Source organism: Enterococcus sp. SMC-9 (assembly GCF_021011285.1).
In the GTDB taxonomy this organism is placed as follows: Bacteria; Bacillota; Bacilli; order Lactobacillales; family Enterococcaceae; genus Enterococcus_C; species Enterococcus_C montenegrensis.
The window spans coordinates 347,850-362,443 of sequence record NZ_JAILYE010000004.1 but is presented as its reverse complement, the minus strand read 5'-3'; the positions used below and the strand labels follow the sequence as shown (position 1 = coordinate 362,443).

The following is a 14,594-nucleotide window of genomic DNA, read 5'->3' as shown; positions in this document are numbered from 1 at the left end:
CGTAGCCGATATAACAATTCCTAGCTTCACGAACTAGCTTTATCGGCCTTAAGTCAAAATATCAAGAAATTTGTAGGGCAATTTATTGAAATTCTGTCTTAATGCTCAAAAGCTAAACGAGTTCGAAACGCTTTTCTAACTGTCTAGCTTCACGAATCACCCCTTCGACCCTAAGCCTAAATTTGCGAAAATGAAGGAGCCATTTTAACAAATTTAGATCTTATGGCTCAGGGCTACCCGATTCCTTCAGCTTTTCTAACTGTCTAGCTTCACGAACTAGCTTAATCGGCCTTAAGTCAAAATTTCAAGAAATTCGCAGGGCAATTTATTGAAATTCTGTCTTAATGCTCAAAAGCTAAACGAGTTCGAAACGCTTTTCTTATCCTAGTGACTATTTACATAAAATATACAGGCTTTACCAATCTTTTACTTAAAGGTGTCAAGTCATTAACATTTTGTCTCTATACTGAAGTCAGTGAAGCGGAATTGATAGTTTTTTCGAAAATTTCAGTCAAAAGAAAAGGGGCAGAGAAATGTTAGAAATTCAACAAGTAAATAAAAGTTTTGGTGCACAGACGATTTTGACCGATATTGATTTAGTGATTAAACCGGGGGAAATTGTTTCCATTCTCGGTCGCTCTGGTTCTGGCAAAACTACTTTATTAAATATGATTTTAGGTTTAGAAAAACCCAACAGTGGGCGTTTGGTATACAAAGGGCAAGATATCACCAACGTGCCAATGGAAAAACGCGGCTTTAATATTGTCTTTCAAGATTATGGTCTGTTTCCTCATTTAACTGCAAGAGAAAATCTACTTTATGGTTTGAAAAGAAAACCTAGTCTTTCTACAAAAGAAGAAGTAGCGGAATTAATTCAACTACTCGATTTAGAAAAACATTTGGATAAACCAATCAGTGCTTTATCTGGTGGGCAAAAACAACGCGTAGCCTTGGGAAGAACATTGGTAATGAAACCAGAAATTTTATTGCTAGATGAGCCTTTAAGTGCATTAGATGGTGTCATCAAAGAATCGATTAAAGAAAAAATTCAAATGATCGCTAAAACATTGCAGCTAACCACTATCATCGTGACCCATGATCCAGAAGAGGCGTTGACAGTGTCAGATAAAGTGATGGTCTTAGAAAATGGTCGGGTCGCAAAATTTGCTGCGCCGGCAGAAATTATCGCCGAAGCGGGCAGTCCGTTTATTCAGGATTTTGTAGTGGCGCAATTGGAAACGAAATATCGTAATATTCAAAATATCTTTGCCCTATTTCAAGGTACCCACCAGGTGGCACAGCTATGAAAGCAATAAAAATTACAGATCTGGTACAGTGGCTATTAATTGGCGGAATTATCATCTTCTTTATTATCCCAGTGATTACTTTAATTACAGCTGGACTTTTTGAAGGTCAACCACTTCAAGGGGCAGTTCGTATTTTATGGCAAAGTGGTTGGCTAGCAGGCTTTTTAAACAGTGTGATACACGCTGGCATTGCTGCGGCGCTTGCAACAATTACCGCATGGCTTTTGGCTTATGGGATGCATTTTTCACGACTTTTTCAACCTATACGTCAGTTTAGCGATTTGCTCTTTCGTTTGCCAATGTTATTACCAACGATTACTTATGGCTTTGTCTTACTTTATTGTTTTGGTAAACAAGGGCTTTGGACTAGAATCTTAGGCTTTGAACTTTTTGATTTATATGGTTCTAGTGGCGTCATTTTAGGCTATTTTATTTATACGTTGCCAACTGCCTATTTGCTCCTTTATAACGGCATGGATTATTTGGACCAACAATATTTAGTCGTTTCGCGCTTATTGGGGGATAGTCCAATAACCAGTGTATTACAAAATGTTTTACGCCCGATGCAAAAATTAATTGGGATCAGTTTTTGTCAAACATTCTTCATGGCGTTTACCGACTTTGGGATTCCAACGGCGGTAGGTGGACGCAAAGTGTTTATTACGACGTTACTCTATGAAGGGTTTACCGGCTCTATTCCAGATTTTCAAAAAGGCTCACTTGTCGCATTATCCATGTTGATACCATCATTATTCAGTGTTTTACTGATTCGTCAGTTGCAAAAATTACAGCAGTCCTTTAAACAACGCCGTAAGGTACCAGTGGTAGCCAATCTAGCCCGCGACAGCTTTTTGGGTTTATTGTTTGTCCTAGTCGGCGGCAGTTTGTTGGCCATGTTTTCAGTTATGTTTATTATTCCCTTTGTCACAGCCTGGCCTTACGAAATGATTTTCACCACAGAGAACTTTCGTGCATTTTTTGCTGATGATTTATTAAGTAATACATTAAGTAATTCGTTAATTGTCAGTCTGATTTCAGCGGTGGTGGGGATGAGTATTGCCTATTTAGCTGGAATTGTTACTTCCTTTAGCCGTCAAAATAGTATTGCAGCTAAAGGCATTGATTTATTTGCAACCTTAACCAATAGTTTTCCGGGGATGGTTTTAGGGGTCATGTTCTTGTTGGCTTTTAGTGGAACAACGCTACACAATACGCTAAGTATTTTAGTGATCGCCAATATTATTCACTTTTTTGCCACGCCCTATCAAATGGCAAAAGAAAGCTTTCAAAAAATGGATCATAGTTGGGAAAAAACTTCGCAAATTATGGGAGATCGTTGGATTGATTTAGTATGGCGCATTATAATTCCTAATTCTCGGGGGACGATTTTAGAGATGATGAGCTATTATTTCACCAATAGTATGGTAACAATTAGCGGTTTGATTTTCTTAGTTTCTGCGCGAACCAGTGTGATGACTACAAAAATTAAAGAGTTACAGCACTTTGGGCGTTTTGTAGATATTTTCATTTTATCCTTATTGATTTTAGCAATTAATTGTGTCGCGTTATTTGCAATTAAGTTAACTAAAAAATATTGGGGGAAGAAAAAAGAGGTTACCCTTAATCAAAAACAGTTTCACTTTCCTCGAATTTTATTTAAAAGAGAAATGCAAAAATTTTCTTCTAAATAGCACATAGTAATTGCGATTCACTACTAGCTAAAAGTGAGTTGTAAAGGCAGCATGTTTTTAGCCGGTAGCCTATAAAATAAAAATTATTGCAAGGAGCAAATGAATGAAAAAAGTAATGAAGTTTGTGGTGGTTGGAATGTTAAGTTTAGGGTTGATTTCTTTAGCCGGTTGCAAAAGCGGTTCCGGTGCGGAAAAGACAAAAGACGACAAAGCAATTATTTATACCAATGCCGATGAAGAACCGGTAAAAGCAATGGAAAAAGCTTTGGATGAAAATGGGTTTAAAGGTAAATACCTTGTCCAAAGTTTAGGGACTTCTGAATTAGGGGGCAAACTCTTAGCCGAAGGGAAAAATTTAGAGGCCGATATTGTTACCATGAGTACCTTTTATTTGGATAGTGCGGAGGAAAAAAACAAGTTTTTAGAAAAATTAGATGTCAGTGTTAAACCGCTCCAAGTTACAACAGGTTACACATTACCTCTAACAGTTCAAGAAGGAGTCGTTTTTTATAATACAAAAGCGTTGAAAGAAGCGGGGATTAATCCACCGAAAAGCTTGAAAGATTTAGCGAAACCAGAGTATGCGGGGCAGCTATCAATTTCTGACATTAAGCAATCTTCAACAGCGTGGTTGTTATTCCAAGGTTTAATTGATACGTATGGTGAAGATGAAGCCAAAGCTATTTTAGCCAAGATTTATGAAAATGCTGGAGATCATATCGAAGCTTCTGGTTCTGGCCCGTTAAAGAAAGTCAAAGTAGGAGAAGTCGCAATAGGGTACGGTTTGCGTCACCAAGCAGTGGCGGCTAAAAAAGCGAAAGATCCAATCGACTATGTCGAACCTAGTGAAGGCACATACAATTTAACCGAATCGATTGGCATTTTAAACAAGGGACAAAGTAAGGAAAAAATGGCAGATCTACAAAAAATGGTGGCTATCATTTTAACAACAGGACGCAAAGAAATCATCACCTATTACCCAAGTGCTTTGTATGAAGAAGAAAAAACTGATGGATTGGAAATTGCCAAAGATCAAAAAGTTTACAGCGAAAAATTAACACCAGAATTATTAGCAAAACATCAAGGGATGGTGGAATAAAATGGAATATAAATTATTAACACCTGGACCGTTAACGACAACGGCAACCGTTAAAGAGGCAATGTTAGTAGATCATTGTACCTGGGATGATGATTATAAAATCATCACCCAGCACATTCGCCAGCAATTACTGGCATTAGCCCATGTTTCAGAAACAGAATATACGACGATTTTAATGCAGGGATCAGGTAGCTTTGCAGTTGAAGCCGTTTTAAGCTCAATTGTAGGGGAAAAAGACAAAATCTTAATCTGTGGCAATGGTGCATATGGCGCGCGGATGCAACAAACTGCTGCTCGTTATGGCCTGAACCATCTGTATTACGAAGTAGCAGAGACCAAAATACCCGATGCAACAGAAATTGCGACTATTTTAGCGGCTGATTCTGCCATTAATTTTGTAGCAATGGTACATTCTGAAACAACTTCAGGTATTGTAAATGATATTGAAAGTGTCGCAAAAGTGGTAAAAGCACATCAAGCTACCTTTATTGTGGATGCGATGTCTAGTTTTGGTGGTATTGAAATTCCAATGGCAGAAATTGGCATTGATTTTCTCGTTTCAAGTGCGAACAAATGTATTCAAGGCGTCCCAGGTTTTGGCTTTATTATTTGTCGTCGGGATCAATTGGCATTAAGTTGTGGTAAAGCGCGTACTTTAAGTTTGGATATTTTTGATCAGCACCAAGTTATGGATCGTGATGGAAAATGGCGTTTTACTTCCCCAACCCATACGGTTTTAGCCTTTCACCAGGCGCTAAAAGAACTGGTACAAGAAGGCGGTATTGCAGCCCGCTATAACCGTTATGCCCAAAATAATCACATTATTAGAACTGGAATGGAAAAATTAGGCTTTGCGCCATTGATTGCAATAGAAAATCAAGGACCCTTTATCACGACATTTCACTATCCTTTTCCAGAATTTTCTTTTGCAGATTTTTACGAATATTTAAAGGAAAACGGCTATGCGATTTATCCTGGTAAGATTAGTGAGATTGATTGCTTTAGGATCGGCAATATTGGCGAGGTTTATCCCTCTGACATGATGAAAGTTCTTCAGCTAGCAGAAGAATACTTAGTAAAAAGCAATGTGAAAGGAGCGATGGCACTATGATTCGCGGTGTAATTTTTGATTGGGCAGGTACGACAGTCGATGATGGCTGTTTGGCACCAGTAGCGGCTTTTGATACAGCTTTTGCCAAGGCGGGAATTCATTTGACTGAAAGAGAAATTCGAGAACCAATGGGTTTATTAAAAATCGACCATATTAAAACTTTACTAGCTTTGCCTCACGTCAAAGTAAAATGGCAAGAAATTTATGAGCGTAAAGCAAACCAAGCAGATGTAAAAAAGCTGTATGCTGATTTTGAAAAAGTATTATTTTCGTCTTTGGCACAATACACGACGCCCAAAGAAGGTTTACTAAAAACGGTTCATTGGTTACGCAAAAATAATATTAAAATTGGCAGTACAACAGGGTATACCAAAGACATGATGAAGATAGTTGCCAAAGGGGCAAAACAAAATGGCTATGAACCTGATTTTTTAGTGACACCAGATGACGTTAACGGGGTGGGGCGGCCTGCGCCAGACATGATTTTTCGCAATGTAAAATTAATGGGAATTAATGATTTAAAACGGGTAATTAAAGTTGGCGACACCACTTCGGATATTAAAGAAGGTAAAAATGCTGGTGTGATTTCTGTTGGTGTCATTGAAGGCAGTTCAGCTTCACAATTAACTGCAGCAGCTTTTTCAAAATTGTCTTTTGAAGAAAAAGAATCACTGCGAGAAGCAGTAACACAAAAATATTACGAAGATGGCGCAGATTACGTCATTGATCGTTTAAGTGATTTACCCTTTTTGGTAAAAGCCTTGAATGAAGAATTGGAATTTGCTGCTTTATAAGTTGAACAAAACAAATAGGAAAATACTAGACTAGGGGCGAGTGAGTTGTCCCTAGTTTTTTTTAGCTTGTGAAGCATAATTGTAAGCGCTATACTTTTAAAAAATGAGTAAGGAGGAGCAATTATCATGGGTTGGAAATTAGTAAATCGTTTGGCGCAAGTACGAGAAGACGGTGGTCTCACCCAAGTAGAATTGGCGGATAAATTGTTGATTTCCCATCAAACAATAGCAGCAATTGAAGCGGGAAGTTATGTTCCCAGCATTGAATTGACGCTACGAATTGCTTATTTTTTTAAGCGACCAGTAGAAGAAATCTTTCGCTTAAATCAAAAAAAGTGAGTAGGTGAAAAAATGAACGTACGACGTTATCAGCGAGATGAAAGAGAAAAATTAGTTTTTTGGCAAAGCTTAGGTGTAGCGTTTTGGGTTTTAGCAGTACTAACGGTTATTAGTAGTGGCTTTTTTGAATATCTTTTTTCTGATTCACTCAATATGTTCTATCTCAATTTTTTTCTTAGTTTTACAGTTGCGCTATGGTATCAATTTTTACAAAAAGCCTACTTTTTTGGTGAAGAGCCTAATTTAAAGGGACTTGCAGTGGGGCTATTTTGTAGTTTTTTTATCGTTTATATTCAATTTAGTTTTATCTCACAGCCAAGTTCAACTGACAAAATTGGTGACCGTTTCTCCTATGTCGGCTTGTTAGTATTCGCTGTCTCTCAAATGATTTTTTACATATATTTTTTTAGGCAACAAAAGAAGTCAAAAAAATTACAAAAATAAAAGAATAGTTTGGCAGCGGAAAATAAGATAATTTTAGTATCCGCTGTTTTTGTTTAAAGAGCTGATAATTTTTTTCAATTTGGCCTACGTCTAATTTAAATTTTTTGTAAGGCGCTATTTTTTTTTGTTATTTTCTTGCATAATAAAGAAAATTTAATTGGAGTAGAATATGGATCAGGAACTTTTAATTATTGATTTATTAAGCGGCAAAGAAATTATCTTAGCCATTTTACAACAGTCAAAAAAACAATTTTTTCTTTTTTTTGGTGGTCTAGCATTCCTGGTGACCAGTTTTTTCTTTGGTCTTGGTACGGTGGTGTATCACTATTTGCAAAAGCATGTGATGTCAATTGCAGCAATACAAAAAATAATTTGGTTACATCGTTTTTCTAATTTATGCGGCGGAGTTTTACTCAGCCTATGTCTGATAATGATGTTATTCATTTTGATTAGTTATTTTGTCATCAAAAGCGATTTTCAAAATTGGTTGGAAAAACGTGTTAGAAGATCGGCGGGTTTTCCTGCGGTAATTGAGGATGTGGATGAATACTTTTTAAAGACGAAAAAAGAAATTAGACTAGCAAAAAGTGACTGTGTTCTTTTAACCCAACGTTTCAATGGCGATAAGCTCATGATTGGTGTGGAGGATCTGGGCTGGGGCTTAACTAGAGGAAGAATTTTTCTGCTAGCTGTTGAGAGTAGGCAAGGACATGTACGATCAGGAAAACTATCCAATAAAAAACCAGCTGGGAAGTTAGCGATTGCGATAGGAATGGTATTTTTGATAGTGGGCGGACTATGGTTTTATGTCGCGCAGGTAACCAGCAGTCTGCAAAATAATACAGCAGCACCAGCTGATTTAAAGACCGAGGTAGTAGAAGACAGTCCGATAACAGGGCTATTAAAGCAACAAGGTGCAGCTCCTGATAAAATTGCGAGTCAAAAAAATGAACTTTATCTCGATGTTAAAACCCATCAGCTGTTTCAAACGACAGATCAAGGGGCACATTGGCAATTCGTACCTTTAAAAGCAGATTGGCTACGAGGCGGGAGTTACTTATTAACCAGTGGTGAAATTCCTTTTGGTTATTTTATGGAGGACACGTATCAAATCGGGAAAGATTTTTCTTGGTATCTTTATACCACTGAAGCTGGGGACTATCTCAATTTATATTTACTAATTTCAAATGATAATGGTAATTCCTGGCAGAAAAGACAGATTGGAGAAAAAGTGAGTGGCTTGCGTTATCGAAAAGTACAATTTTTTGAAAATGGTAGTGGAATAGTGGCAATTTCTAAAATTGGTGCCACTTCTGCTGAAGAGGTGACGTGCTTTATTACCCATAACAATGGGGAAGATTGGTATGAAGCCAAAAGTAAAGTGCTGAATGCACCGGTTCAAAATGTTAGTTTTATTAATACAGAGCTTGGCTTTATTGCCACGCGAGAAAATATTTTTTATACCAAAAATGCGGGAGGTTCGTATCATGAAGCGGTGGTCAATGTAGAAGAGCAATATTTATTAGGCGGCTTAGATATTTTTCAGCCGCCAAATGAGGTGACAGAACTTACGAGCACGACTTTAGAAGCTAAATTTTATCTGACAAAAAAGACAGGGCATATGTACGCCTGCTTGTATCGTTCCAATGATGGCGGGCAAACATGGGAATTTGTCCGCGAGCTGTCAGAGGTTACACCAGTCGATTAGCTGACGTGTAGTTTTAGGCCGGCTAGAAGGTTTAAGAAGTCATCGTAAAAAAGCCCCAATAAGTCTGAGATTCACCTACAGGAAGCTTTATTGCTTGGGGATACTCAGTTTATTTGGGCTTTTTTAGCAGGAAACATTTAAATACGGCCATCAAAGCTGCGTTTGTAATCTTGCATTTCTTTGATAGGTAAATTGATAATCGCATCATCTGGTGCGGTGATGATGATCCGTGTTTTACCGTTAAGGTCTTTTTCTAATGTTACCAAAAGTTCGCTGTCAACGGGAAAACCAGCGGCATCCAACATTTTTTCTGGGAGTAAAAGTCCAAAATTTTTATCCCACTGTACAATTTTTGATTTACATGCATCGATTTTCATTTTTTCACCTCGTCTTAAAGCGTGGGCTTATTTAAAATATAAGCGGCTAAATTCAGTCCTGCTTGATCGCCACATAAATTATAACCAGTCTGAGTGTAATGATAATTGTCTTTCATTAAATCTAGTCTATCCATCCATTCAAAGGCATTGGCGATTAAAACAACTTGTTTTTCTTGGGCAAGTTCTCGTTGGGCGTGAATAATCTGTTGATATTTTTTTGGTTCATCTTTTTTATTGCCAATTTGAATTAGAAAAGTTTCCTCTATCCCCGCTTCAGATAGAGCCTTTTGCAAGGCGGTAAAGCGCATTTTATATTCAGCGCTACTCATGGCGTGATCGCCATCGGTTTCACCTTGGCACCAAACTAAAAAGCGACTTTTAATTGGGATATTTTGCTGGTGCAAAAAATTTTCACAACGTTGTAAACGTTCTAAAATATCGGTACAATAAGGACTTTTTGGTTGCCACTCTAAAATACTACTCCCGCCTTTAGCCGCAGAAATTCCCACTACAATGCGACGGGTACAGTCGTAATACGCATTTACAAGACTACTAACAAGCGAGCCTGATTTTTTATTTTCATCATTAATCCCAGTCGGGTTGTCTTCAGTTTTTCCAAAGGGCTCTTGCAGATGAAAAAGTTTTTTAGGCGCACTTACCGGACGAAACTCGTAGCCTTCTTTAACATAGGGAGCCAAATGGGCTTTTCCACGCCCCGCCATATTACTTTGACCAGCAAAAAGAATTATATCCACGCCATCTTGTTTAGACTCTAAAGGTTGTGGGTAGTGTTTTTTTAATTCAGCTCTTTCTTTTTCTAACAAACCGCGAAATTCCGTAATGGAGGTAGGGCGATGAACCGTTAAATTTTGCAAGAAAATCACTCCTAATTTATCTGTACTAATTAAATGGTACCTCAACTTGGTAAGCGTGACAAAGTTTAGAGCGTCTTTTTGTAAAAATAAAAAAACTTATTCAAAGTAGACTGTCGTTTGCTGTGAATAAGTTTTTTATTTAAGAAAGTAAGTTGCACTTTATGTTTTATGCTTGGTTTTCCTTGATTAAGCGCTGGGCAATGAAGTAGTCACCTTCATAAGGCATATCTTCACCGTTGATTTTTTGATATTCATCGACACCTTTACCGGCAATGACCACAGCATCAGCAGAATCACTTAAGGCAAGTGCGGCGGCAATAGCTTTGGTGCGATCCATTTCAAAGTGAACTTCCAATTTTTCATTGGTGATATGAGCGTTAATTTCTTCGGCAATTTTTTGTGGGTCTTCAAAAGCGGGATCATCTGCTGTTAAAATAACGACATCTCCATGTTCTGATAATGCCTTACCAAAGTCGGCCCGGCGGGAAATTGCTTTGCCACCAGTACTACCTAGCACGACAATTACACGCCCTGTGGGATGTTCTGCTTGGGCAAATTCCAATAAAGTTTTTAAGCTCAAATAATTATGGGCGTAATCGACATAAACACTGGCGCCGTTTGTATTGAATAAATGATCCATTCGTCCTGGAACGCGGGCAGTAGCTAAGGCATCTTTTGCAGATTTCACATCAGCACCGACAATCGCCGCAGCTAAAAGGGCCGCAGTCGCATTTTCCTGATTGAAATCTCCGGCTAATTGGATACTGTAATCTGCAGCAATTTGTAATTCGTCATTTTTGCTAGTAACTGTGAAATGCTTGTTCTGGCCACTAGTGACTAGATAGTCGGCATTTTTGCGACCGTAGGAAATATATGGTGTTTGCAATAATTCACAGTTTTCTTTTAACAGTGCAAAATAGTCACTACCAGAATTTAAAATCATCTTTTTCGAGTGACGTAAGAGCTGCCGCTTGCAATAAAAATAATCGTCAAAAGTCGGATGCTCAATCGGACTAATGTGGTCAGGGGAGATATTTAAAAAGATACCCACGTCAAAAGTCAAACCGAAAACCCGCTCTGTTTTATAGGCCTGCGAAGAAACTTCCATCACCAAATGGGTCATTTTATTGGTTACAGCTTGGCGCATCATTTGGTATAAATCTAGGGATTCTGGCGTGGTCAAATGAGATTTAAAATAAGTTTTGCCATCTAAAGATGTATTCATCGTCGACAACAAAGCTGTTTTATTTCCTGTTGCTTTAGCCAAGAGCGCGTGGGTGAAATAAGCCGCTGTTGTTTTACCTTTTGTCCCAGTAAAAGCGACTAATTTTAATTCTTTTTCGGGATGGTCGTAAAAAGCCGCTCCTAACAGTGCCATCGCTTTTTTGATATCTGTGACAATGATGGCACATTTTGCACTGACGTCAAAAGGCGCTTCTGCCACGTAAACTTCTAGACCATTGGCTAGTGCGCTGATTAAATAGTCAACTTTAAAATTAAGTCCCTTACAAAAAAACAAACTGTTCGCATCTGCTTTACGAGAGTCGTAAGTTACGCTACTAAATTCTTTTTTTGGTAAATCCACGCAGGTTAAATGCCAACCAGTCGGCGTAATCATTTCTTTTAGTAAATCATTTTTCAGCAAAATTGCGCTGATTTTTTCTAATGTTAATGTCATGGCACAGGCCTCACTTTACATTTTACTTCGGTTGTATTATAGCATTAATTAAAGTTGCTACCAACCAACAGGAAATAAAGTCAGTTTTATGACATATTTTGCCAGGTGTTGCAAATCAATTAAATTTACTCAAAAAAGATTGCCGGAGGGAACTTTTGTAAGTAAAATAGAACATATGTCTTGAAACCAATAGAAAGTAGAGAAAATAAATGAGTGAAAAATTCGTGGCGCAACAGGAACTATCCACTGAAGAAAAAATGGCCAAAGGTTCCACGTGGCTAACGATTGGCAATATCGGTTCTCGTCTTTTAGGGGCGATTTATATCATGCCTTGGTATTACTGGATGGGAGAGCATGCTAACCAAGCCAACGCGTTGTTTAACATGGGGTATAATTTTTATGCCTTGTTCATGATGCTTTCTACTGCCGGCATTCCAGCCGCAATCGGAAAACAAACAGCCTATTACAATTCATTAAATGAATACGCGACCAGTCGCAAATTGTTACATCGCGCCTTGCAGGTTATGGCCGTCTTTGGTCTAATTGCAGCAGGGGCCATGTATTTGATGTCACCTTGGCTAGCAGATATTTCCGGTGGTGGCGCAGAGCTGATCCCAACAATTCGTTCTTTAAGTGTTGCGATTTTAGTTATTCCTTGTATGAGTGTTATTCGTGGCTACTTCCAAGGTCAAAATGAGATGAAGCCTTTTGCCATCTCCCAAGTCTTAGAGCAAGTCGCCCGCGTATTTTACATGCTACTTGCAACTTTCATCATTATGAAAGTTGCCAAAGGAGAATACACGACTGCCGTAACGCAATCAACTTTTGCTGCTTTTATCGGAGCCATTATTAGTATTTTAGTCTTAGTCTATTATCTTAGAAAAGATAAAGTGCGGATGGATTACTTAATTGAACACAGTGCCAACAATGTCAATTTGGATGCCAAAGATTTACTGATTGAAACAGTTAAAGAAGCCATTCCTTTTATTATTATCGGATCAGGAATTACGATTTTTAAACTTGTCGACCAAGTTACTTTTGTGCGGGTGATGTCCTCTTTTACTGCATACTCACAAAATCAACTGACTTCTTTGTTCTCCATTTTTAGTGCCAATCCAGATAAATTAACGATGGTGGTAATTGGTCTGGCAACTTCTATGGCACTAGCTGGCTTGCCTTTAATTACCGAGGCGAAAACCCGTGGGGATCACAAAGGACTAGCTAAATTAATTAGTAACAATTTGCAATTATTTGCATTTGTTATGTTTCCTGCAACATTTGGGATGATTGTTTTGGCCTATCCGTTGAATACTTTGTTTTATGCCCCAAGTCATTTAGGTGCGAGTGTTTTAGTTGAAGCAAGTATTTCTGGTCTTTTCTTAGGGCTTTACATGATGACTTCAAATATGTTGCAGGGAATGTATGAGAACTTAGCGGCGATTGGTTATTTTGTCATTGGCTTGGTTATTAAAATTATCATACAGATTCCACTAATCATGGTTTTTGAAGTTTATGGTCCACTCTTAGCTACTATGATTGGCTTTGGGGTAACCTGTGGTTTGAATTTATATAAATTGCACAAAATTTCTCGCTTCAATCGTATTTTAACTTTCCGGCGGACAGTTTTGATTTTTATCATGACAGTGATTATGACAGTGATTGCATTTATCATGCGCCAATTAATGGGGCTGGTTTTAGATACCGATAGTAAATTGCAATCATTTGTAATGATTTTAGGGGTTGCTGCTGTTGGTGGGGCCAGCTATGTCTTTATGGTCTTGCGGGTGCGCTTAGCCGATAAATTATTAGGGACGACAGCGGAAAAAATCAGACGACGCCTGCATATGTAAGAAATAGACAAATAAGAAAAAGGGACTGTGATATTTTTTTCACAGTCCCTTTTTGCAAGTAGAGCAGTTTTTTTAGTAGCTTGAAGCATCATGAAGCATCTTTAAAAGGCATTCAGTAAAGGCAGGTTTAGTCTTTTAGAGAAGCTTGGAAAGCTGCTTGGATAGATTCCATCAATTTTTGATCGCTTAATGTTTTGAGAATAAATAATCCGATAACTTTTGCTCCACCTAAAATTACAGGATGAATTTTAGATGGAGTTTGCATGATAGTGGTAACTTCTTTGGTGTGTAAAGAAAACCAGTGATCAGAGATTGCCATCATAGGATGAAAAGCCGGACAAATATAGCTGACATTCCCAATATCAGAACTGCCGGTAGCATTTCCTGCGGGTTCATCACAATGAGGTAGCTCAATGGCCGTCATGATTTCATCAATAGCTGCAATTCCAGGGGCATTTAAATTCATATCATCAAAATCTTCACCTGTTTTTTCGTAGGTGACAGAAGTTTCCGTAGCCTGTGCAGCACCTTCCAAACAGTTTATGACTTTGCTAAAATTCTCGGCTAAATCATATTTATTGGCATGGCGCATATTGATGATTAATTCCGCTTTGTCGACAATGACGTTTGAAGCAGTGCCACCTTGGGGCAAGATATAAGAGACGCGACTGCCATCTTTCATTTGCTGTCTGGCCATATCAATTGCATGACAGGCTAGCATCGCGCCATTTAAGGCGTTTTTTCCTTGCCAAGGTGCAGCTGCCGCGTGGGCTGTTTGACCGGTAAAAGTCGCTTTGATTTCACTTAAAGCTAAGAAACGACACGCAGGCCAGGTTTGGTCACTGTTCATATGGATCATCATCACAAAAGCATAGTCATCAAAAACACCGGCATTTGCCATCGTGATTTTATCACCAGTCGCTTCTTCATTTGGTGTACCAATTAAATCAATAGTAGCAGAAACAGTAGGTGCCATTTCTTTTAATGTTAATGCGGCTAAGAGACTCAAGCTACCGCTAGCACAATGACCGCAGGCGTGACCAATGTCGGGTAGGGCGTCATATTCCATTAAAATCCCAATTTTGGGTTGTGTTTTTTCACCGGGAATAACATGGGCTACAAAAGCCGTAGGTAAACCGGCAACATTTTCAGTAACGGCAATTTCTTTAGCCTTTAAAATTTCAATAATTTTTTTGACCGAGCGGAATTCTTGTCCCGATATTTCGGGATGTGCTGCTAAATCATCATTTAAATCGTAGGCAGTTTGTTCATTAAGGGAGATTTTTTCTAAAAATAATTTTTGTAATTGGTCCATAAAAAG

13 protein-coding genes are annotated in these 14,594 nt (G+C 38.3%); 9 read left to right on the top strand and 4 right to left on the bottom strand.

The features are described from left to right. Window positions 1-533: 533 nt before the first annotated feature. From K4422_RS08195 to K4422_RS08160, 8 genes are all read left to right on the top strand, one after another. Window positions 534-1,307 (top strand): ABC transporter ATP-binding protein, encoded by a 774-nt coding sequence (locus K4422_RS08195; RefSeq protein WP_230710465.1) that lies wholly within the window; start codon window positions 534-536, stop codon window positions 1,305-1,307. Then, window positions 1,304-2,998, top strand: a complete 1,695-nt coding sequence (locus tag K4422_RS08190; RefSeq protein WP_230710463.1) for an ABC transporter permease subunit — start codon at window positions 1,304-1,306, stop codon at window positions 2,996-2,998. The genes K4422_RS08195 and K4422_RS08190 overlap by 4 nt, the downstream gene beginning before the upstream one ends. 103 nt (window positions 2,999-3,101) lie before the next feature. Further along, window positions 3,102-4,097 (top strand): extracellular solute-binding protein, encoded by a 996-nt coding sequence (locus K4422_RS08185; RefSeq protein ID WP_230710461.1) that lies wholly within the window; start codon window positions 3,102-3,104, stop codon window positions 4,095-4,097. A 1-nt stretch (window position 4,098) separates the two neighbouring features. Further along, window positions 4,099-5,208 (top strand): 2-aminoethylphosphonate--pyruvate transaminase, encoded by a 1,110-nt coding sequence (gene phnW, locus K4422_RS08180; RefSeq protein WP_230710459.1) that lies wholly within the window; start codon window positions 4,099-4,101, stop codon window positions 5,206-5,208. Next, a complete protein-coding gene (phnX, locus tag K4422_RS08175; protein ID WP_230710457.1) occupies window positions 5,205-6,002 on the top strand; it encodes a phosphonoacetaldehyde hydrolase in 798 nt (265 codons plus the stop codon). The genes phnW and phnX overlap by 4 nt, the downstream gene beginning before the upstream one ends. Window positions 6,003-6,128: 126 nt before the next feature. Beyond that, window positions 6,129-6,341 (top strand): helix-turn-helix transcriptional regulator, encoded by a 213-nt coding sequence (locus K4422_RS08170; RefSeq protein WP_230710450.1) that lies wholly within the window; start codon window positions 6,129-6,131, stop codon window positions 6,339-6,341. Between the two features lie 12 nt (window positions 6,342-6,353). After that, the gene (locus tag K4422_RS08165; RefSeq protein ID WP_230710448.1) at window positions 6,354-6,785 is read left to right on the top strand and encodes a hypothetical protein; all 432 of its coding nucleotides are present in this window, start codon (window positions 6,354-6,356) and stop codon (window positions 6,783-6,785) included. A 169-nt stretch (window positions 6,786-6,954) separates the two neighbouring features. Beyond that, window positions 6,955-8,493, top strand: coding sequence for a WD40/YVTN/BNR-like repeat-containing protein (locus tag K4422_RS08160; RefSeq protein ID WP_230710446.1), 1,539 nt, complete (start codon window positions 6,955-6,957; stop codon window positions 8,491-8,493). A 137-nt stretch (window positions 8,494-8,630) separates the two neighbouring features. Here K4422_RS08160 and K4422_RS08155 read toward each other — a convergent pair whose 3' ends face one another. From K4422_RS08155 to K4422_RS08145, 3 genes are all read right to left on the bottom strand, one after another. Continuing rightward, on the bottom strand, window positions 8,631-8,870 hold the full coding sequence (locus K4422_RS08155; RefSeq protein WP_230710444.1) for a hypothetical protein: 240 nt from the start codon (window positions 8,868-8,870) through the stop codon (window positions 8,631-8,633). Window positions 8,871-8,884: 14 nt separating this feature from the next. Beyond that, window positions 8,885-9,754 (bottom strand): sialate O-acetylesterase, encoded by an 870-nt coding sequence (locus K4422_RS08150; RefSeq protein ID WP_230710496.1) that lies wholly within the window; start codon window positions 9,752-9,754, stop codon window positions 8,885-8,887. A 157-nt stretch (window positions 9,755-9,911) separates the two neighbouring features. Beyond that, complete coding sequence (locus K4422_RS08145; protein WP_230710442.1) at window positions 9,912-11,423, bottom strand: UDP-N-acetylmuramoyl-L-alanyl-D-glutamate--L-lysine ligase; 1,512 nt, start codon at window positions 11,421-11,423, stop codon at window positions 9,912-9,914. Between the two features lie 209 nt (window positions 11,424-11,632). On the opposite strand from K4422_RS08145, the gene K4422_RS08140 reads away from it, so the two are divergent. Next, window positions 11,633-13,273: a putative polysaccharide biosynthesis protein gene (locus tag K4422_RS08140; protein ID WP_206903945.1), complete on the top strand. Its 1,641-nt coding sequence runs from the start codon at window positions 11,633-11,635 to the stop codon at window positions 13,271-13,273. 127 nt (window positions 13,274-13,400) lie between these two features. Here K4422_RS08140 and K4422_RS08135 read toward each other — a convergent pair whose 3' ends face one another. Further along, window positions 13,401-14,588 (bottom strand): amidohydrolase, encoded by a 1,188-nt coding sequence (locus K4422_RS08135; RefSeq protein ID WP_230710440.1) that lies wholly within the window; start codon window positions 14,586-14,588, stop codon window positions 13,401-13,403. Between the last annotated feature and the right edge of the window lie 6 nt (window positions 14,589-14,594).